The organism is Streptomyces sp. NPDC043876, from assembly GCF_056435825.1.
In genome coordinates, this window is the sequence record NZ_JBWKDV010000005.1 from 197,362 (window position 1) to 217,579 (window position 20,218).

19 protein-coding genes are annotated in these 20,218 nt (G+C 74.2%); 15 read left to right on the forward strand and 4 right to left on the reverse strand.

What is annotated here, in order from left to right; genetic code table 11:
* The first annotated feature begins 486 nt into the window (after window positions 1-486).
* Genes AC0693_RS17885 through AC0693_RS17895 form a run of 3 tightly spaced genes read left to right on the forward strand, consistent with a single transcriptional unit; the run spans window position 487 to window position 3,275 of the window.
* Window positions 487-1,326 carry a hypothetical protein gene (locus AC0693_RS17885; protein ID WP_478802321.1) on the forward strand — a complete coding sequence of 280 codons (840 nt, stop codon included), beginning with the start codon at window positions 487-489 and terminating at the stop codon, window positions 1,324-1,326.
* Window positions 1,323-2,522 carry a type VII secretion-associated serine protease mycosin gene (gene mycP / locus AC0693_RS17890; RefSeq protein WP_469332341.1) on the forward strand — a complete coding sequence of 400 codons (1,200 nt, stop codon included), beginning with the start codon at window positions 1,323-1,325 and terminating at the stop codon, window positions 2,520-2,522. Before AC0693_RS17885 ends, mycP begins: the two co-directional genes overlap by 4 nt.
* 12 nt (window positions 2,523-2,534) lie before the next feature.
* Window positions 2,535-3,275 carry an SseB family protein gene (locus tag AC0693_RS17895; RefSeq protein ID WP_478741997.1) on the forward strand — a complete coding sequence of 247 codons (741 nt, stop codon included), beginning with the start codon at window positions 2,535-2,537 and terminating at the stop codon, window positions 3,273-3,275.
* A gap of 114 nt (window positions 3,276-3,389) precedes the next feature.
* Here the strand turns inward: AC0693_RS17895 and AC0693_RS17900 are convergent, their stop codons facing one another.
* Window positions 3,390-3,767: a DUF1844 domain-containing protein gene (locus tag AC0693_RS17900; RefSeq protein ID WP_356411904.1), complete on the reverse strand. Its 378-nt coding sequence runs from the start codon at window positions 3,765-3,767 to the stop codon at window positions 3,390-3,392.
* A 417-nt stretch (window positions 3,768-4,184) separates the two neighbouring features.
* On the opposite strand from AC0693_RS17900, the gene infC reads away from it, so the two are divergent.
* The 10 genes from infC (at window position 4,185) to AC0693_RS17950 (ending at window position 15,227) form a co-directional block, all read left to right on the forward strand.
* Window positions 4,185-4,925, forward strand: a complete 741-nt coding sequence (gene infC, locus AC0693_RS17905) for a translation initiation factor IF-3 (protein WP_356411907.1) — start codon at window positions 4,185-4,187, stop codon at window positions 4,923-4,925.
* A gap of 103 nt (window positions 4,926-5,028) precedes the next feature.
* Window positions 5,029-5,223 (forward strand): 50S ribosomal protein L35, encoded by a 195-nt coding sequence (gene rpmI, locus AC0693_RS17910; RefSeq protein WP_030387121.1) that lies wholly within the window; start codon window positions 5,029-5,031, stop codon window positions 5,221-5,223.
* A gap of 103 nt (window positions 5,224-5,326) precedes the next feature.
* Complete coding sequence (rplT, locus tag AC0693_RS17915; RefSeq protein ID WP_330329547.1) at window positions 5,327-5,713, forward strand: 50S ribosomal protein L20; 387 nt, start codon at window positions 5,327-5,329, stop codon at window positions 5,711-5,713.
* A 172-nt stretch (window positions 5,714-5,885) separates the two neighbouring features.
* A complete protein-coding gene (locus AC0693_RS17920) occupies window positions 5,886-6,749 on the forward strand; it encodes a TrmH family RNA methyltransferase (protein ID WP_356411910.1) in 864 nt (287 codons plus the stop codon).
* A 57-nt stretch (window positions 6,750-6,806) separates the two neighbouring features.
* Window positions 6,807-7,928: a sensor histidine kinase gene (locus tag AC0693_RS17925; RefSeq protein WP_478802322.1), complete on the forward strand. Its 1,122-nt coding sequence runs from the start codon at window positions 6,807-6,809 to the stop codon at window positions 7,926-7,928.
* A 152-nt stretch (window positions 7,929-8,080) separates the two neighbouring features.
* Entirely contained in the window at window positions 8,081-9,208 is a 1,128-nt protein-coding gene (pheS, locus tag AC0693_RS17930) for a phenylalanine--tRNA ligase subunit alpha (protein ID WP_356411915.1), read from the forward strand.
* Window positions 9,208-11,736, forward strand: a complete 2,529-nt coding sequence (gene pheT, locus AC0693_RS17935) for a phenylalanine--tRNA ligase subunit beta (protein ID WP_478802323.1) — start codon at window positions 9,208-9,210, stop codon at window positions 11,734-11,736. The genes pheS and pheT overlap by 1 nt, the downstream gene beginning before the upstream one ends.
* Window positions 11,737-11,874: 138 nt before the next feature.
* Window positions 11,875-13,017, forward strand: coding sequence for a PP2C family protein-serine/threonine phosphatase (locus AC0693_RS17940; protein WP_478802324.1), 1,143 nt, complete (start codon window positions 11,875-11,877; stop codon window positions 13,015-13,017).
* Between the two features lie 267 nt (window positions 13,018-13,284).
* Complete coding sequence (locus AC0693_RS17945) at window positions 13,285-14,643, forward strand: NsdA family TPR-like regulatory protein (protein WP_469320710.1); 1,359 nt, start codon at window positions 13,285-13,287, stop codon at window positions 14,641-14,643.
* Between the two features lie 62 nt (window positions 14,644-14,705).
* Complete coding sequence (locus tag AC0693_RS17950; protein WP_468468696.1) at window positions 14,706-15,227, forward strand: NUDIX hydrolase; 522 nt, start codon at window positions 14,706-14,708, stop codon at window positions 15,225-15,227.
* 20 nt (window positions 15,228-15,247) lie between these two features.
* On the opposite strand, the gene AC0693_RS17955 is transcribed toward AC0693_RS17950, so the two are convergent.
* Window positions 15,248-16,150: a 3-hydroxybutyryl-CoA dehydrogenase gene (locus AC0693_RS17955; protein ID WP_356411928.1), complete on the reverse strand. Its 903-nt coding sequence runs from the start codon at window positions 16,148-16,150 to the stop codon at window positions 15,248-15,250.
* Between the two features lie 154 nt (window positions 16,151-16,304).
* On the opposite strand from AC0693_RS17955, the gene AC0693_RS17960 reads away from it, so the two are divergent.
* The gene (locus AC0693_RS17960; protein ID WP_478802325.1) at window positions 16,305-17,570 is read left to right on the forward strand and encodes a glycoside hydrolase family 10-like protein; all 1,266 of its coding nucleotides are present in this window, start codon (window positions 16,305-16,307) and stop codon (window positions 17,568-17,570) included.
* Here the strand turns inward: AC0693_RS17960 and AC0693_RS17965 are convergent, their stop codons facing one another.
* Together AC0693_RS17965 and AC0693_RS17970 are read right to left on the reverse strand one after the other, a co-directional pair.
* Window positions 17,571-17,759, reverse strand: coding sequence for a DUF1918 domain-containing protein (locus tag AC0693_RS17965; protein WP_356411934.1), 189 nt, complete (start codon window positions 17,757-17,759; stop codon window positions 17,571-17,573).
* A 54-nt stretch (window positions 17,760-17,813) separates the two neighbouring features.
* On the reverse strand, window positions 17,814-18,776 hold the full coding sequence (locus tag AC0693_RS17970) for a DMT family transporter (RefSeq protein ID WP_469332332.1): 963 nt from the start codon (window positions 18,774-18,776) through the stop codon (window positions 17,814-17,816).
* Here AC0693_RS17970 and AC0693_RS17975 point away from each other — a divergent pair.
* Complete coding sequence (locus AC0693_RS17975) at window positions 18,775-20,211, forward strand: aminotransferase-like domain-containing protein (RefSeq protein WP_469320713.1); 1,437 nt, start codon at window positions 18,775-18,777, stop codon at window positions 20,209-20,211. The genes AC0693_RS17970 and AC0693_RS17975 overlap by 2 nt on opposite strands.
* Window positions 20,212-20,218: the final 7 nt, after the last annotated feature.

Below are 20,218 nucleotides of genomic sequence, written 5' to 3' on the forward strand. Positions count from 1 at the left end.
GTGCCTGGTGGGCCCCGGGGTGGATCGGCGCGTGCCTGGCTGCCGGCGTGTGGGCCTTCCGGGGGCGCCTCAAACGCCGGCGGGGCTGGATGTGCCTGGTGGGCCCCGGGGTGGATCGGCGCGTGCCTGGCTGCCGGCGTGTGGGCCTTCCGGGGGCGCCTCAAACGCCAGCGGGGCTGGATGTGCCCGGTGGGCCCCGGGGTGGATCGGCGCGTGCCTGGCTGCCGCCGTGTGGGCCTTCCGGGGGTGCCTCAAACGCCGGCGGGGCTGGAAATGGCGGCGCCTGTAGTGCCGGTGGGCTGGATATGGCCCGGCGGGGCTGGATATGGCGGCGCGTGCAGCCCCGGTGGGGCTGGGTGTGCCCGGCGGGGCCGGAGGTGGTGGTGCCCGCCGGGGCTGCGGGGGTGGGGGCGGGGCGGGGGGTCGTAGAGTACGGGCAGGCAACCGCAGGGACGGCACGGTAGGGAACGGGGGCGGAGCCGCCGGATGACCATGTCTGACCGACACACCGCCCCGCACGCGGTACCTGAGGGGTCCGGGGAGCCGCAGGATCCCGCGCACCCGGCCGACCCCCGACCGCACGGGCGGGCGAGGCGGGTCCTGGCCGGGCTGGCGGCCGCGGCCGGGGCCGTGCTGATCGCGGGGGCCGCCGCCGGGGCGTGGGCCGAACACCGGGAGCGGCAGCGGCCCGTGACCTCCGCCGCCGCCTACCGCACCGCGGCGTCGCTCTGGCGGGAGACCCCCGTCGACACCCTCTTCCCGCCGACCCTCGACGGCCGCGGCGCCGGACCCGGCGGGTCCGACCGGACCTGGACCCGGGTCGCCCTCGCCCCCGACGCGGGGTGCGGCGTCGCACTGCCCGCCGACTGGCGGGCGCTGCTCGCGCCCACCGGGTGCACCCGCGTCCTGCGCGCCACCTACACCGACGCCACCCGCAGCGCCCTCGTCTCCGTCGGGATGGTGTTCACCCCCGCCGACGCGCCCGCGATGGCCGCGCTGCGCGGCCGGCTGCCAGCGCCGCCCGGCTACGGGTTCGCCGACGACCGGCGCGGCGCCTGGACGGTGTCCGTCCTGCCCGAGGCGCCCGTACTCGTCTACACCGTCTCCGCCTTCGCGGACGGCCGCTCGGTGCCCGCGCCGCACCCGGCCGAGGAAGCGGTGAAGAAGGACGACACCAGCGCCGTCGGGCGGGCCGGCCTCGGCTACGAGGCCAAGGGCGTGGCCGACCGGATCGAGCGCGCCCTGCGCGCCCTCGCCGCCCCGCCCCTGCCCGCCTCGCCGCACACCTCCCCGCACCCCACGGCGAAGCCGGAGCCCTCCCGATGATCCGCCCGCCCGGGACCGGGCCCCGCCCCGCCGCGCTCTGCGCCGTCCTCGCCCTCGCCTGCGCCGCCCTGGCCGCCCCGCCCGCCGCCGCGGACGCCATCCGCGACCGTCAGTGGAACCTGACCGCGCTGCGCGCGGAAGAGGCGTGGGGCACCACCCAGGGCGCCGGGGTCACCGTCGCGGTCCTGGACACCGGGGTCGACTCCACCCACCCCGACCTGGACGGTCAGGTCCTGGACGGCGCCGACCTGATCGGTATGGGCGCCTCCCGCGGCGACCGGGCCTGGGCCCGCCACGGCACCGCCATGGCCGGGGTGATCGCCGGGCACGGCCACGGCACCGACCGCCGCCAGGGCGTCCTCGGCGTCGCGCCGCAGGCGCGGATCCTGCCGGTCCGGGTGATCCTGGAAGAGGGCGACCCGGGCCGGGCCAAAGCCCGTGAGAGCAAGGGCGGCGCCCTCGCCGAGGGCATCCGCTGGGCCGCCGACCACGGGGCCGACGTCATCAACCTGTCCCTGGGCGACGACAGCCAGTCGGCCCACCACGAGGCCGCCGAAGACGAGGCCGTGCAGTACGCCCTGGCCAAGGACGTGGTCGTGGTCGCCTCGGCGGGCAACGGCGGCGAGCAGGGCGACCACGTCTCCTACCCGGCCGCCTATCCCGGCGTGATCGCCGTCACCGCCGTGGACCGCAAGGGCGCCAAGGCCCCCTTCTCCACCCGCAACTGGTACGCCACCGTCAGCGCCCCCGGCGTCGACATCGTCATCGCCGACCCGGACCGCGGCTACTACGAGGGCTGGGGCACCAGCGCGGCCGCGGCCTCCGTCTCCGGCGTCGTGGCGCTCGTCCGCTCCGCCCACCCGGAACTCTCCCCGGCGCAGATCAAGCGGCTGCTGGCGGACACCGCCTCCGACGCCCCGCGCGGCGGCCGCGACGACGCGCGCGGGCACGGCCTGGCCGACCCGGTCGCCGCCCTCCAGGCCGCCGACGGGCTGAAGGCGGACCCCGTCCTCCCGGCCCCGGTCCCGGCCGCGGGCCGCTACTTCGGTCCCGGGCCCGAGCCGGTACGTCCCCCCGCGCGCCGCACCCGGTACGCGGCCCCGGTCGCGGCGGGCGCCGGGGCGGCCCTGCTCGCGCTGGCGGGCGTACTGCTGCGGCGGCGCCGCCCGGCGGACGCGTCCCGTACCGCGATATAGGGTCGGGTAACTGTGGCCCAGAAGAACATCCCAGACCCCGGTTTCTCCGACGACGACGGCTCCGCCGATCCCCGGCTGAGCGCGGCCCTCGCCGCGTGGGCCGAAGACAGAACCCAGGAGCCGAGGGTCCTCGCGGCGCTGGCGGGAGCCCGGCTGCTCGTCCCGGTCGTGGCCGTGCTCGGCGAGAGCGAGACCGACCCGCAGACGGGCCTGAAGCGCGAGAAGTCCAGCGACATGGCCGTCCCCACGCTCAAGGCGGGGAACCGGCGGGCGCTGCCCGCCTTCACCTCCACCGCCTCGCTGGCCCTGTGGGACCCGGCGGCCCGGCCCGTGGCCGTCCCGCTGCACCAGGCGCTGGCGGCGCTCGCCCACGAGAAGGCCGACACGCTCGTGCTGGACCTGGCGGGTCCGGTGCCCTACCAGCTGACCGGTCCGGCCCTGCTCGCCGCGGCCGAGGGCCGCACGGAGGCGGACCCGCTCGCCGACCCGGCCGTCACCGGGGCCGTACGGGCGGTCGTGGCCGCGACCGGGGACGTCCTGCGGTCCTACCTCGGGCCCGCCGGTGCCGACGCCGACGGCACCCTGGCCGTGGTGCTCGCCGACGGCGCGGACCCGGGGCGCAGCGCCCGGGCCCTCGCCGAGGCGCTGGCGGCCGACGAGACCCTGCGCGCCCGGCTGGTGCGCGGGCTGGACCTGGCCCTGCTGCCCGCGGACGCGCCCGCTCCCGGAGCGCCCCTCTTCGTCCGCGGCTGAGAGGGGCCACCGCTACGGACCGGCGATACGGCGGCCGCAGCAGAAGGTCCCGGCCGGTCCCCGCGGTGTGCGGGGACCGGCCGGGACCGTCGGCGGGCGGGTCGAGCGGCCGGATCAGCCGAAGACCGGACCCGTGAACTTCTCGCCCGGCCCCTGGCCCGGCTCGTCCGGGACCAGCGAGGCCTCGCGGAAGGCCAGCTGGAGCGACTTCAGGCCGTCGCGCAGCGGGGCCGCGTGGAAGGAGCTGATCTCGGTGGCGCTGGCCGTGACCAGCCCGGCCAGGGCGGTGATCAGCTTGCGGGCCTCGTCGAGGTCCTTGTGCTCGGAGTCCGGCTTGTCCAGGCCCAGGTTGACCGCGGCGGCGCTCAGCAGGTGCACGGCCACCGTGGTGATCACCTCGACCGCGGGCACGTCCGCGATGTCGCGGGTCATGGCGTCGTAGTCGGGAGCCTGGTCGGCTGCGGTGGTCTCGGGGGGCGTCGCGTCAGTCATGTCCTCACGATAAGCCGGGGCCGCGGGGGGTGCGGACCGGGCCCCGCCCGTCTCCCCGGACCGCCCTTCCGGCCCCCCGGGGCCGGCCGGTTCGCGGCCTGGTTAGCGTCCGGGAAGACCCCTTGCTATATTGGGGTCACCAGACCGGCTGGATGCGCATGCGTCCGGCCCACAAGTGGAGGCTCCGTTCTCCCACCTAGTCGTCCTCCGGGACGGCAGGTCACCGGTCAAGGCAGTATCCATCGTTCCGTACGGACGATGGAAGGCCGCCTGATGCTGCGCCCCGCGATGTTGTGATGCGGTGGTGCTCCGGTATTCCCATGGAGCCCCGCCTGTGTCCCGTCCCGGGGCATTTTTTGTGTTCCGGATCGGTTGGTCTCACGTCAGAGACGTAACGCGGCTGTCTGCCAGGCGGCCGTGTGGTGGTGCAACCGAGGAGGATCCATCAGCACCGAGCCCCGCATCAACGACCGGATTCGCGTTCCCGAGGTACGACTTGTCGGTCCGAGCGGCGAGCAGGTCGGCATCGTGCCGCTCGCGAAGGCGCTCGAGCTTGCGCAGGAGTACGACCTCGACCTGGTCGAGGTAGCGGCGTCCGCCAGGCCGCCGGTCTGCAAGCTCATGGACTACGGCAAGTTCAAGTACGAGTCGGCCATGAAGGCCCGTGAGGCGCGCAAGAACCAGGCGCACACGGTCATCAAGGAGATGAAGCTCCGGCCGAAGATCGACCCGCACGACTATGACACCAAGAAGGGTCACGTCGTCCGGTTCCTCAAGCAGGGCGACAAGGTCAAGATCACGATCATGTTCCGTGGTCGTGAGCAGTCCCGCCCGGAACTGGGCTACCGACTGCTGCAGCGTCTGGCTTCGGACGTCGAGGACCTTGGGTTCATCGAGTCGAACCCGAAGCAGGACGGCCGAAACATGATCATGGTTCTCGGTCCGCACAAGAAGAAGACCGAGGCGATGGCCGAGGCCCGTGAGGCGCAGGCCGCCCGCAAGGCCGAGCGCCAGGGTGTTTCCGCCACGGACGAGGGTTCCGAGGACGAGTTCCTCGCGGACGAGGCCGGAGTCGACGAGGCCGTCGCCGACGAGGCCCCCGCCGCGGAGGACGCTCCGGCCGAGGCCGCCTCCACCGAGGCCCCTGCCGAGGCCTGAGTCCGGAGCATTCCGCTCCGGATTCAACCGACACAATTGACGCTCCCGCCAGCCTGGTTCTCCGGACCGGTGGGAGCGCCACCGACGAGGAGATAACGGCGCTATGCCGAAGAACAAGACGCACAGCGGTTCCAAGAAGCGCTTCAAGATCACCGGCTCCGGCAAGGTGCTCCGTGAGCGCGCCGGCAAGCGCCACCTGCTCGAGCACAAGTCGTCCCGTGTCACCCGCCGCCTGACCGGCACCGCGGAGATGGCCCCCGGCGACGCCGCGAAGATCAAGAAGCTTCTCGGCAAGTGACGTCCCTCCGCTCCCCGTCTGCGGGAGCGGGACGTCAGGACCGGGACCCCATCGAATTCGGGCCGTGTGAAGACATCCACGGCCCCGCTACAAGGAGTACACAGTGGCACGCGTCAAGCGGGCAGTAAACGCGCACAAGAAGCGTCGGGCGATCCTCGAGGCCGCCAAGGGTTACCGCGGTCAGCGCTCGCGCCTGTACCGCAAGGCCAAGGAGCAGGTCACCCACTCCCTGGTCTACAACTTCAACGACCGCAAGAAGCGCAAGGGCGACTTCCGTCGGCTGTGGATCCAGCGCATCAACGCTGCGGCCCGCCAGAACGGCATGACGTACAACCGCCTCATCCAGGGTCTGAACGCCGCCAACATCGAGGTGGACCGCAAGATCCTCGCCGAGCTGGCCGTCAACGACGCCAACGCGTTCGCCGCGCTGGTCGAGGTCGCCCAGAAGGCGCTTCCGGCCGACGTCAACGCCCCGAAGGCCGCTGCCTAAGCAGTCCGTCCTTCCGAGCCCACCGGCTCACCGGCCCTCACCGGCCACAGCCCGGACCCGCAGGCCTCGTGCCTGCGGGTCCGGTGCGTTTGACCGGCCGACCGGCCCACCCGGTCGTCCTGTCCGACCCCCTGTTGCGACCCGCAGTACGTACGGAAGCGAGCCGACCGCCATGGGCACCCCCGTCCCCGCCGAGCTGATCTCCCCGCGATCCCCCCGGGTGGCCGCCGCCCGACGGCTCGCGCGCCGGAACTTCCGCACCAAGGAGCGACGGTTCATCGCCGAGGGCCCGCAGGCCGTCCGCGAGGCCGCCGAGCACCGCGGCGAGGCGGGTGCGACCCTGATCGAGCTGTTCGCGACCGTCGAGGCCGCCGAGCGCTACGCCGACATCGTCGAGGCGGCCGAGGCCGCCGGGGCGCGCGTGCACTACGCCTCCGACGAGGTCCTTGCCGAGGTCTCCCAGACGGTCACCCCGCAGGGCCTGGTCGGCGTCTGCCACTTCCTCGACACCTCCTTCGAGTCGGTTCTGGCGGCCGGCCCCCGGCTGGTCGCCGTCCTCGCGCACGTCCGCGACCCCGGGAACGCGGGCACCGTGCTGCGCTGCGCCGACGCCGCCGGAGCGGACGCGGTGATCCTGACCGACGCCTCCGTGGACCTGTACAACCCCAAGTCCGTACGGGCCTCCGTCGGCTCCCTCTTCCACCTGCCGGTCGCCGTGGGCGTCCCCGTCGAGCAGGCCGTGGCGGGACTGCGCGCCGCGGGCGTGCGGATCCTGGCCGCCGACGGCGCGGGGGAGGACGACCTCGACGCCGAGCTGGACGCCGGCACCATGGGCGGCCCCTCGGCGTGGGTGTTCGGCAACGAGGCCTGGGGACTGCCGGAGGAGACCCGGGCCCTGGCGGACGCCGTCGTGCGCGTGCCGATCCACGGCAAGGCCGAGAGCCTGAACCTCGCCACGGCCGCCGCCGTGTGCCTCTACGCCTCCGCGCGTGCACAGCGGGCGTCCGGAGGGTGCCGCTCCGTGACCCCCAGCTAGTAATGTGGCGGCCCGGGGGCGCCCACTGTGCCGACCGGAGATGTGGGGTACGGGGACATGAGCGTCGGTACGGACAGTGCCGGGCCGGGCGACCTGCTCGGCGCGGGCTTCGCAATGGACCCCGACGACCTGCCCGACGGGCTCGTCGTCGCGGACCACGCGGGCCGGGTCGTCTGCTTCAACCGGGCCGCCGCCCGGATCACCGCCGTCGACCCCCGCAAGGCCCTCGGGGACCGGATCGAGCAGGCGCTGCCGCTGGAGGACCTCGAAGGCCGCCGCTGGTGGGCGCTGACCGATCCGTACGGCGGCCTCGCCACCCGGCGCGGCCAGCCCGAGCGCAACCTGCTGCTGCCGGGGGGCCGCGAGGTCCTCGTCTCGGCGCGTTACGTCCGTACGCACCCCACCGGCCCGCTCAGCCGCCTCGTGGTGTGCCTGCGCGGCACCGAGGCCCGGCGCCGCACCGAACGCAGCCATGCCGAGCTGATCGCCACCGTCGCGCACGAGCTGCGCTCCCCGCTCACCTCCGTCAAGGGCTTCACCGCGACCCTGCTGGCGAAGTGGGAGCGGTTCACCGACGACCAGAAGCGGCTGATGCTGGAGACCGTCGACGCCGACGCCAACCGGGTCACCCGGCTGATCGCCGAGCTGCTCGACATCTCCCGGATCGACTCCGGCCGGCTGGAGGTGCGCCGCCAGCCGGTGGACATCGCCACCGCCGTGGCGCGGCACGTCCAGGCGCTCACCGCGAACGGCCAGGCCCCGGACCGGTTCGTCGTGCGGGTCGCCAGCCCGCTGCCCGCGCTGTGGGCCGACCCGGACAAGATCGATCAGATCCTCGGCAATCTTCTGGAAAATGCGGTGCGCCACGGTGAGGGAACGGTCACCATCGAGGTGGCACCCGCCCCTGCCGGTGCCACCGCGACCAAGAACGACAACGAGATGGGTACGGCCGTCACCGTGACCGACGAAGGCCCCGGCATCCCCGAGGACTCCATGCGCCGCGTCTTCACCCGCTTCTGGCGGGGCAGCAAGCGCGGCGGCACCGGTCTGGGCCTGTACATCGTCAAGGGCATCGTCGAAGCCCACGGCGGCACCATCACGGTCGGGCGCGGCCCCGGCGGCGGCGCCGAGTTCCGGTTCACCCTGCCCGTCGCCGCGCCGGCGTACCTCACGCAGTGACCCTGCGGAGCGTCTCACCGGACGGCCCACGGGCTCCCTCCACCCCCGGCGACCTTTAGACTCGTCCTTTGGCACCTTCGTGTCCTAGTGCCGAGCGCGTCCTGCGCGTCGCGCGGGGGACCACCAGCCAGCCATCGGAAGTACGGGAAGAGATGTCGGCACCGAACAAGTCGTACGACCCTGTTGAGGTCGAGGCACTGAAACCGGATGAGATCGAGCGCATGCGGGACGAGGCGCTCGCCGCCTTCGCGTCCGCCGGCGACCTCGACGCGCTGCGGGAGGCGAAGACCGCGCACATGGGCGACCGCTCGCCCCTGGCGCTCGCCAACCGCGAGATCGGCGCCCTGCCACCGCAGGCGAAGGCAGAGGCCGGCAAGCGCGTCGGCCAGGCCCGCGGCGCCGTGAACAAGGCCTTCGGCGCGCGCACGGTCGAGCTGGAGGCGGAGCGCGACGAGCGCGTCCTGGTCGAGGAGGCCGTGGACGTCACGCTGCCCTACGACCGCGTCCCGGCCGGCGCCCGCCACCCCCTGACCACGCTGATGGACCGCATCGCGGACATCTTCGTCGCCATGGGCTACGAGGTGGCCGAGGGCCCCGAGGTGGAGGCGGAGTGGTTCAACTTCGACGCCCTCAACTTCACCCCCGACCACCCCGCGCGCCAGATGCAGGACACCTTCTTCGTCCAGGGGCCCGAGGGCACCGTCGACGACGAGTCCGGTGTCGTCCTGCGCACCCACACCTCCCCGGTGCAGGCGCGCACGCTGCTGGAGCGCACCCCGCCCGTCTACGTCGTCTGCCCCGGCCGGGTCTTCCGCACCGACGAGCTGGACGCGACGCACACCCCGGTCTTCCACCAGGTCGAGCTGCTCGCCGTGGACGAGGGCCTGACCATGGCCGACCTCAAGGGCACCCTGGACCACATGGTCCAGGCGCTCTTCGGGCCGGACATGACCACCCGGCTGCGCCCGAACTACTTCCCGTTCACCGAGCCGTCCGCCGAGATGGACATGCAGTGCTACGTGTGCCGCGGCGCATCGGTGGGCAACCCCGACCGCCCCTGCCGCACCTGCTCCAGCGAGGGCTGGATCGAGCTGGGCGGCTGCGGCATGGTCAACCCGAAGGTGCTCGTCGCCTGCGGGGTCGACCCCGAGAAGTACAGCGGATTCGCCTTCGGGTTCGGCATCGAACGGATGCTGATGTTCCGCCACAACGTCGAAGACATGCGAGACATGGTCGAGGGTGACGTTCGTTTCACCCGGCCGTTCGGGATGGAGATCTGATGCGGGTCCCGCTTTCTTGGCTGCGGGAGTACGTCGACCTGCCCGCGGGCGAGACCGGTCGCGACGTACAGGCGCGGCTCGTCGACGCCGGACTCGAAGTCGAGCGCGTCGAGCAGCTCGGCGCCGGCCTCCAGGGCCCCCTGGTCGTCGGCAAGGTGCTGACGATCGAGGAGCTGGAGGGCTTCCGCAAGCCGATCCGCTTCTGCACGGTCGACGTCGGCCAGGCCAACGGCACCGGCGAGCCCCAGGAGATCGTCTGCGGCGCGCGGAACTTCGCCGTCGGCGACAAGGTCGTCGTGGTGCTCCCCGGCGCGGTGCTCCCCGGCGACTTCGCGATCGCCTCGCGCAAGACGTACGGCCGCACCTCCCACGGCATGATCTGCTCCGGCGACGAGCTGGGCATGGGCGACGACGGCACGCACGGCATCATCGTGCTGCCGCCGGAGCACGAGGTCGGCACCGACGCGATCAAGCTCCTGGAGCTGGTCGACGAGGTCCTCGACATCGCCGTCACCCCGGACCGCGGCTACTGCCTCTCGATGCGCGGCGTGGCCCGGGAGACGGCGACGGCCTACGGGCTGCCGCTGCGCGACCCGGCGCTGCTCGACGTCCCCGGCCCCAACTCCTACGGCTACCCGGTGCAGATCGCCGACCCGCAGGGCTGCGACCGCTTCACCGCCCGCACGGTCGTCGGCCTCGACCCCGAGGCCCGCTCGCCGATCTGGCTCACCCGCCGCCTGCAGAAGGCCGGCATGCGGCCGATCTCGCTCGCGGTCGACGTCACCAACTACGTGATGCTCGAACTCGGCCAGCCGCTGCACGCCTACGACCGCTCCCGCGTGGACGGTCCGATCGGCGTCCGCCGCGCGGAGCAGGGCGAGACGTTCACCACCCTCGACGGCGTCAAGCGCACGCTGGACGCCGAGGACCTGGTGATCACCGACAACAGCGGGCCCATCGGGCTCGCCGGTGTCATGGGCGGCGCCAACACCGAGATCGCCGACTCCGTCACGGACCCCGAGACCCTCCGGGTCACGGGCACCACCGACGTGGTCATCGAGGCGGCGCACTTCGACGCGCTGTCGATCTCGCGCACCGCCCGCCGCCACAAGCTCGCCTCCGAGGCGTCCAAGCGCTTCGAGCGCGGGGTCGACCCGCAGGCCGCGGCCGCCGCCGCGCAGCGCACCGTCGACCTGCTCGTGCTGCTCGCGGGCGGTACCGCCGAAGCGGGCGTGACCGAGCTGTCCGCCCCCTCGGCGCCGCGGAGCATCGCGATGCGCGCGGACCACCCGGACCGGGTCGCGGGCGTGGACTACGGCCGCGAGACCGTCGTGCGCCGCCTCCAGGAGGTGGGCTGCGACGTCTACGGCCAGGACGAGCTCGTCGTCACCGTGCCCTCGTGGCGCCCCGACCTCGCCGAGCCCAACGACCTCGCCGAAGAGGTCATCCGGCTGGAGGGCTACGCGAACCTGCCCTCCACGCTGCCGCAGCCCCCGTCCGGCCGCGGACTCACCGCCCGGCAGCGGCTGCACCGCCGGTTCGGCCGCACCCTGGCCGGCGCCGGGTACGTCGAGGCGCTGAACTACCCGTTCCTCGGGGCCCAGGTCTTCGACCAGCTCCAGCTGCCCGCAGACGACGCGGCCCGCCGGGTGGTCACCCTCGTCAACCCGATCTCCGACGAGGAGCCCGCCCTGCGCAGCACGCTGCTGCCGGGGCTGCTGAACGCGCTGCGCCGCAACGACAGCCGCGGCAGCCACGACCTCGCGCTCTTCGAGACGGGCTCGGTCTTCCGGGCCGGTCCGCAGGCCGGCGTCGCGGTGCGGCTGCCCGTCGACCGCCGTCCGACGGCCGAGGAGATCGCGACCCTGAACGCGGCCCTGCCCGAGCAGCCGCGGTACGCCGCGGTCGTGCTGGCCGGGGCCCGCGAGCAGGCCGGCTGGTGGGGCAAGGGCCGCCCGGCCGACTGGGCGGACGCCGTCCAGGCCGCCCGCTCGCTGGCCGACGAGGCCGGTGCCGAGCTGGTCGTGCGCCAGGGCCGCTACGGTCCCTGGCACCCGGGCCGCTGCGCCGAGCTCGTCGTCACCCTCGACGGGGCGGAGCAGGTCGTCGGCCACGCCGGTGAGCTGCACCCGCGCGTCGTCAAGGCGCTGGGTCTGCCCGCCCGTACCAGCGCGATGGAGATCGACCTCGACCGCCTCGCGGCGGCCGGGACCGAGGCCCTCCAGGCGCCCCGGATCTCCACCTTCCCGGTGGCGACCCAGGACGTGGCGCTGATCGTCGACGGCGCCGTCCCGGCCGCCGAGGTCGAGAGCGCGCTGCGCACGGGCGCCGGTGAACTCCTCGAATCGCTGCGGCTGTTCGACGTCTTCACCGGCGAGCAGGTCGGCGAGGGGAAGAAGTCCCTCGCCTACGCGCTGCGCTTCCGCGCGGCGGACCGCACGCTGACGGCCGAGGAGTCCACGGCCGCCCGCGACGCGGCGGTGGCGCTGGCCGCCGAGCGCACGGGAGCGGTGCTGCGCGGCGCGTAGCACCAGGTAGCAGGTCTGTGAGGGGCGCCCGGGGTCACCCGTGGCGCCCCTCACTCATTCGGGTGAGAACCCCGGCGACCCGTGTCCCGCGCCCCGGTGGGTGGACACAATCGTTGCGGCCGAGGGGAGGCCCAACGGATGATCACGCACGGGGACAAGCCCCACGTGCGCCGGGCGTGCGTCCTTGCCTGGGGCGGCGCCGCGGTGTCCTGGGAGCTGTCCTCCCCCGGGCCGCTCGGGCCGAGCCTGGCCACCTGCGCGGCCTTCCTGCTGCTGGCCACCGGGTGCGCGCTGCACATCCGCAAGCGGCTGCTCGCGGAGCTGCGGCGCAGCCAGGAGACCACGGGCGCGGTGCAACGGGCCGTGCTGCGGCCGCTCCCGGCCCGGATGGAGGGGCTGGCGCTGGCCGCGGCCCAGCTGTCGGTGGGCGGGGACCTCTACGAGGCGCTGCCGACGCCGTTCGGGGTGCGGGTGGTCATCGGCGACGCGCGGGGGCACGGGCCGGGAGCGCTCGGGGTGGCCGCGGCGGTCCTCGGCTCCTTCCGGGAGGCGGCCTACGACGAGGCGACGCTGGGCGGGGTGCTGCGGCGGATGGAGCGGGGGCTGGCGCGGTACGTGCGGGGGGAGCCGGAGGAGTTCGTCACGGTGCTGGTCCTGCAGATCGCGCCGGACGGCAGTCTGCTGGCGCTGAACGCCGGGCATCCGTGGCCGTACGTGCTGCGGTGGCTGCCGGTGGCCGTGCCAGTGCCGGTGCCGGTGGCCGAGCGGTGCGGCGCCGTTTCCCGGGGCTCCGCCCCGGACCCCGCGCCTCAAACGCCGGCGGGGCTGGAATTCGGCTCGGGGGTCGCGCCTCAAACGCCGGCGGGGCTGGGTTTCGGCTCGGGGGTCGCGTCTCGAACGCCGGCGGGGCTGGGTTTCGCCTCGGGGGTCGCGGGGCTGGCGTGTGTGCCGCGGGTGGGGTTGGAGGTGCTCGGGGGTGAGACGTTGCCGCCGCTCGGGGTGGTGCCGTTGCCCCGGGGGCTGGTCGCGCGGGGGTGTGGGCGGCTCGCTCCGGGGGAGGCGCTGTTCCTGCACACCGACGGGGTCGCCGACGCGCGTGACCGGGCGGGCCGGTTCTTCCCGCTCGCCGGCGCCGTCACCGAGGCGGCCGCCGCCGCCGCGCTCACGCCCGCGCGGCTGGTCGCGGGCGTGCACGCGTCCCTGCTCCGGCACACCGGCGGGCGGCTCGTGGACGACGTCGCCCTGCTCGTGCTCCGCAACGACCGGTTCGGCCGGGCCTGAGCCGGGGCGGCGGCGGTGGTGGGGTCGCGCCGCCCGTCTGCCATGGAGTGTCGGGCAGACAGCAGAACGGGCGGCGCTAGTACGGGTCGTCGCACTGTTCGAGGGGGAGCCGACGACCCGGGCTACCTCTTGGCGAGGCTCTTCAGTGAACCGCTCCCGGGCCCCCTCGCGGCAGGGTGCGCGGCGCATTTATGCGCGCATCCGGTTCACACCCCGTGTGAAGCGAGCACCCATTAACCTGACAGCGACGAGCCCTTGGAGCGGCCCATGCAGCCCAACGCACTGCTCGATGCCCTCCTCGCCGAGGCGGGCATGTCCCACGCCGGATTCGCCGCACACGTCAACCAGGCCGGCCGCAGCCGCGGCCTGGCCCTGCGGTACGAACACACCGCCGTCGCCCGCTGGCTCAAGGGCCAGCGCCCCCGCGGCCAAGTGCCCGACCTGCTCTGCGAGGTGCTCGGCAGCCGGCTGCGGCGGCCCCTCTCGCTCGACGACATCGGGCTCGGCCTGCCCGGCTCGCCCACCGCCCTCACCGGTCCCGACGCCGGGGCCGGGTCCCCGCTGGGCGGGTTCGTCGACCGGGCCACCGCCCTGTGGCGCGCGGACGGCCAGGCCCGCCCGCACCTGCTGACCGCCGGGGCGGTGTGCGGCACCCCGGCCGTCATTCCGGTCTGGGAGTGGGAGAACCCGCCCGAGGACGCCGATGTCTCCCGCACGGGTCCGGACCCCGTCGGCCCGGAGCACATCGAGATGCTGCGGGCCGCCCGCGCGCACTACGAGCTGATGTACCGGCGGGCGGGCGGCGTGGCCACCCGGGACCGGATCGTCCGCTTCCTGGGCAGCGAGACCGCGCCCCTGCTGCGCGGGAGCTACCCCGACGCGCTCGGCCGCGGCCTCTACCGCGCCACGGGGTCGCTGGTGGCGGTGGCCGGGATCTGCGCGTACGACTCGGACGCCCACGGGCTCGCCCAGCGCTACTTCCACCAGGCACTGCGGCTCGCGAAGGCCAGCGGGGACCGGGGCCTCGGTGCCTATGTGATCGCGCTGCTCGTCAACCAGTCCCTGCACCTGCGGGAGTTCCGCCAGGCCGTCGCGTTCGCGGAGGCGGCGCTGCGGGCCGCGGGGCGGCACACCACCCCGGCGCTGGCGGCCGACCTGTACGCCATGCAGGCCAAGGCCTACGCCCAACTCGGCGACGGCGCCGCGGCCCTGACCGGCATCCGGCACGCCGAGGCGGCGGCCGAGCGGATCCGGCCCGGCAGCGAACCGGCCGAGACCGGATACGTGCAACCCGGCCTGGTCAACGTGCAGGTGGCCGAGGCGCTGCTCGGTCTCGGCGAACTGGACGCCGCGCACGAGCAGGCGACGGCCGCCGTCGGGACCCCGGCGCACGACCGGGGCCGGGTGCACCGGCTGGCGATGCTGTGCGAGATCCAGCTGCGCCAGGGGGAGGCGGACCGGGCGGTGGCCGCCGCGGCCGAAATGGCCGAACGCGCCCAGGGGATGGAGTCGCTGCGTCTGCGCGACCGGCTGCGCTCGGTCCGTGAACAGCTGCTGACCAGCGGATGTTCGGGGGCCGAGGAGACCGCGCACCTCATCGACGGGGCGCTGCGCGTTCCGCTGTGACGCGCCGAACTGCTGCCATGTTGCCACCTACTCGAACGAAAGGTGGCACAACCGTGCAGTGGATGAACCTGAGTGAGCAAACCGTGTACAAGAACCGCTGGTTCGATGTGAACCTCGCGGACGTCGAACTCCCCGACGGCCGGCACCTGGACCACTTCGTGATCCGGCTGCGCCCGGTCGCCGTCGCCACGGCGGTCAACGAGGCCGACGAGGTGCTGCTGCTGTGGCGCCACCGCTTCATCACCGACAGCTGGGGCTGGGAACTGCCCGCCGGGGTGGTCGAGGACGGCGAGGACATCGCCGACGCGGCGGCCCGGGAGATGGAGGAGGAGTCGGGCTGGCGTCCGGGCCCCCTCCACCACCTGATGACGGTGGAGCCCTCCAACGGCCTGACCGACGCCCGCCACCACCTCTACTGGGCGGAGGGGGCGACGTACACCGGCCATCCCGAGGACGACTTCGAGTCCTCGCACCGCGCGTGGGTACCGCTCACGCGGGTGCCCGACATGATCGCGCGCGGCGAGGTCCCGGCCGCCAACATGGCGGCCGGGCTCCTGCTGCTGCACCACCTGCGGCTGGGCTGAACCCAGGCTGACCGGCAGGGTCAGCCGTACGGGTAGAAGCCCGAGCCCGTCTTGCGGCCCAGGCGGCCCGCGTCCACCATGCGCTGGAGCAGCGGGGGAGCGGCGTACAGCGGCTCCTTGAACTCGTAGTACATCGAGTCGGCCACCGAGGCCACGGTGTCCAGGCCGATGAGGTCGGCCAGCTTCAGCGGGCCCATCGGGTGGGCGCAGCCCAGCTCCATGCCGTTGTCGATGTCCTCGCGGCTCGCGATGCCCGACTCGAACATCCGGATCGCGGACAGCAGGTACGGGATCAGCAGCGCGTTGACCACGAAGCCCGAGCGGTCCTGGGCGCGGATCGCGTGCTTGCCGAGCACGTCCCGGACCAGGGCCTCGGCCCGCTTGACCGTCTCGTCACCCGTGGTCAGCGCCGGGATCAGCTCGACGAGCTGCTGCACCGGGGCCGGGTTGAAGAAGTGGATGCCGATGACCTGGTCCGGCCGGGAGGTGGCGACGGCCAGCTTCACCAGCGGAATGGAGGAGGTGTTCGAGGCGAGGATCGCGTCCGGGCGGGTCACCACCTGGTCGAGCACCTGGAAGATCTCGGTCTTGACCTGCTCGTTCTCGACGACGGCCTCGATGACCAGGTCACGGTCGGCGAACTCGCCGAGGTCCGTGGTGAAGCTGAGGCGGGCCAGGGTGGCGTCCCGCTCCTCCTCCGTGATCTTGCCGCGTTCGGCGGCCTTCGTCAGGGAGTTGTGCAGCCGGGTACGGCCGATCTCCAGGGCCTCGCCGGTGGTCTCGGCGACCTTCACCTCAAGACCGCTGCGGGCGCACACCTCGGCGATGCCCGCGCCCATCTGGCCACAGCCCACTACGCCGACCCGTGCGATGTCGGTCGGGAGGGTAGGGAGGTCCGTCACATCGTGCCTTTCGCTGCTCATCCATCGCGGGTCCCCCGTCGTTGACAGTGGTCACTGCATTCCGGCGCCCGCCACGCCCCCCGACGTTACTCCCGACCTCCGGCCTGATGACGGCCCGGGGCGGGCATGCTGGGCGCACCGAGATCAATATCACTGTGCGGAACGGAGCGGACACATGGCGCACATCGGCCGGAGGGCATTGCTGGCGGCGGGCCTGGGGGTGCTGGCGGCGACGGCGGCGGTCACTCCCGCGGGGGCGAGCGCGGGTCCGCGGACGCGGCCCGGTGGCGAGCGGCGGGCGGGCGCGTCCGGGACCGCGCCCGCCTTCCGCGGGATGTGGGTGGCCTCCGTGGAGAACATCGACTGGCCCTCGGCGGCGGGGCTGGACGCGCGGGAGCAGGAGGCGGAGCTGGTCGCCCTGCTCGACACCGCGGTCGAGCGGCGGCTGAACGCGGTGGTGCTCCAGGTCCGGCCGACCGCCGACGCGATGTGGCCCTCGGCGCTGGAACCCTGGTCGCAGTGGCTGACCGGGCGGCAGGGCGAGGACCCGGGCTGGGACCCGCTGGGCACGGCCGTGGCCCGGGCGCACGAGCGGGGGCTGGAGCTGCACGCCTGGTTCAACCCCTACCGGGTGGCCAACCACGAGAACCCGGCCCTGCTGGTGCCCGAGCACCCCGCGCGGCTCCACCCGGAGTGGGTGGTCCCGTACGGCGGGAAGCTCTACTACAACCCCGGGCTGCCCGAGGTCCGCGCCTTCGTGCAGCGGGCGATGCTCGACGCGGTGACCCGCTACCCGCTGGACGCGGTGCACTGGGACGACTACTTCTACCCCTACCCCGTGGCCGGCCGGTCCTTCGACGACGACGACGCCTTCGCGGAGCACGGCTCCGGCTTCGGTTCGCGCGCGGAGTGGCGGCGCGACAACATCGACACGCTGGTACGGGAGATGGCCGCCGGCATCGCCGCGGCCCGCCCGGGGGTCCGGTTCGGGGTCAGCCCCTTCGCGGTTTGGCGCAACCAGGCGGACGACCCGCTCGGCTCGCCGACGCGGGCGGGCGTGAGCACGTACGACGACCTGTACGCCGACACCCGCCGGTGGGTGCGCGAGGGCTGGCTCGACTACATCGCGCCGCAGCTCTACTGGCCGATCGGGCACCCGCAGTGCGACTACGAGACGCTCGTGGACTGGTGGTCGGGGACCGTCCGGGGCACCGGCGTGGACCTCCTGATCGGCGAGGCGCTCTACCGCTGCGACCCCGACAGCGACACGGAGGCCTGGCGGGACCCAGCGGAGCTGTCCCGGCACCTGGGCGTCGCCGTCCGCTACCCGGAGGTCCGCGGCCACGTCTACTTCTCCGCGAAGCAGGTGGTCGCGGACCCGAACGGGGCGATGGCACGGGTGGTGGCCGATCACTATCCGACGCGGGTGCCGCCGCGCTGACTACTCGGCGGGGTGCCGTACGACGCAGTCGGGCCCGGGGGCCATCAGCGCCTCGTGGCCGTCCTGGAAGCGGACCCGGTAGGGCGGGGTCCCGTTGTCCCCCAGGACCTGGAGGATCTCGCCGACCTTGTCGTTCTGGCCGACGATCCTGCCGTGCTGCACCAGCTGGTCACCCTCGGTCGCGTGCATGCTGACCTCCTCGGGCCGGTCCGGTCGGTGACGCCAGTTTACGGCGTTCCGGGCCTATTTGACCCGTTGCGTCAGGGCAATGCAGACGAGCACCGCGGCCGCCGCCACCGGCGCGGCCGGGGTGAGCCGCTCGCCCAGCAGGGCCACCGCCCACACCAGCGTCAGCAGCGGCTGGGCGAGCTGGAGCTGACTGGCGCGGGCGGGCCCGATCTCGGCCATCCCGCGGTACCAGACGTACAGCCCGAGGAAGCTGGAACCCGCCGCCGCCCACAGCAGGCCCGCGATCCCGTGCGCGGTGAGGTGTACGGGCTCCCACGCCAGCCCGAGCGCCGAGCCGGCCACCGTCAGCGGCAGGCACAGCACCAGCGCCCAGCCGATGACCTGCCAGCCGGGCATCGCCTTGGCGAGACGGGCCCCCTCGGTGTAACCAGCGGCGCACACCAGCAGGGAGGCGAAGAGGTAGGCATCGCCCGCCGAGACGGCCCCGCCGCTCTGCGCGAGGGTGAAGCCGAGCACCACGGCGGCCCCGGCGACGGCGGCGGCCCAGAAGGCGCGCGAAGGGCGGACGCCGGTGCGCAGCGCGGCGAGCGCGGCGGTGGTCAGCGGCAGCAGGCCGACCACCACGGCGGAATGCGCGGTGGTCGAGGTGCGCAGGGCCAGCGTGGTCAGCATCGGGAAGCCGACGACCACCCCGGCGGCGACCACGACGAGACCGGCCCAGTGCGCGCGGGCCGGCGGGCGGACCCGCAGGGCGAGCAGGAAGGCGGCGGCGATCAGGGCGGCGAGGACGCTGCGCAGGGCCACGAACGACCAGGGGCCGAAGCTCTCCATGCCCCACACGGTGGCGGGGAAGGTGAGGGAGAAGGCGACGACGCCGAGGGCGGCGAGAGCGGTGCCGCCGCCCCGGCCGGACGCAACGCCGGTCCGTCGGCTGCCCGGCGCACGCTCGGCGGCGGGGCGGGTCTGCGGGCCAACCGCTATCGCGTTCGGCCGGGTAGCGCTATTCTGTGCTCTCATGTATGAGCGTAGCAGTGCGACTGAACTGGTGGAATGCCTCCGCTCGGAGCTGGACCGCTACTGTGTGGGTGGAAAGCTGCCGTCGAGTCGCGCCCTGGTGGAGCGGTTCCGGGTCAGCCCGGTGACGGTGTCGCGGGCACTGGCCCAGCTCGCCGCCGAAGGGCTCGTCGTGACCCGCCCCGGCGCCGGGGCGTTCCGCAGCGCGCCGCGCGAGAGCGCTCCGGCCGCCGTGGACACCTCCTGGCAGGAGGTCGCCCTCAGCGCGGGGGAGGGCAGCGACGAGATCGTGCCCCGCTCGGTGGACGCCTCCGGAGTGCTGGTCTCCCTCGCCACCCCGCCGCCCGGCGTCGCCGAGCTGAACGGCGGCTACCTGCACTCCTCCCTCCAGCCCGAACGGGCCCTGGCGGCCGCGCTGGCCCGGGCCGGACGGCGGCCCGGGGCCTGGTCCAGGCCGCCCGTGGAGGGGCTGACGGAACTGCGCGACTGGTTCGCGCGGGAGATCGGCGGCCCGCTCACCGCCGCCGACGTGCTGATCACCGCGGGCGGCCAGAGCGCGCTGACCACCGCCCTGCGGGCGCTGGCCCCGCCCGGGGCGCCGATCCTGGTCGAGTCCCCGACCTACCCCGGCCTGCTGGCCATCGCCCGCGCCGCCGGCTGCCGGCCGGTGCCGGTGCCCTGCGACGCCGAGGGGGTGCGGACGGACCACCTCGCCGCGGCGTTCGAAGCCACCGGCGCGCGGGTGTTCGTATGCCAGCCGCTCTTCCAGAACCCGACCGGTTCGGTGCTGGCCGACGCGCGGCGGGCCGAGGTGCGGCGGATCGCGCGGGCCGCCGGGGCCTTCGTCGTCGAGGACGACTACGCGCGGGCCCTGGCCCACGAGGACGCCGGGCCGCTGCCCGCGACCCTGGCCGCCGAGGACCCCGACGGGGTGGTGGTGCACGTGCGGTCGCTGACCAAGGTGACCTCGCCCAGCCTGCGGGTGGGCGCGCTCGCCGCGCGCGGACCGGTCCTGGAGCGGCTGCGCGCCATCCAGGTCGTGGACAGCTTCTTCGTGCCGCGGCCGTTCCAGGAGGCCGCGCTGGAGCTGGTCGGGGCGCCCGCCTGGCCGCGCCACCTGCGCGCCGTCGGCGCCGAGCTGCGCCACCGGCGGGACGTGCTCGCCGGGGCGCTGCGCCGGGAGCTGCCCGAGCTGACCCTGCCGCACCTGCCGTGCGGCGGGTACCAGTTGTGGCTGCGGCTGCCCGACGGGGCCGACGAGGCGGCCTTCGTCGCCGGGGCGCTGCGGGCGGGGGTGGCGGTGACCCCGGGCCGCCCGTACTTCTGCGCGGAACCGCCGGGTCCGTACGTGCGCATGAGCTTCGCGGGGGTCGCGGGCGCCGGGGAACTGGCGGCGGCCGTCCGCACCCTGCGCCAGGGGGCGGGCCGGGGCGCGTGACCGGTCC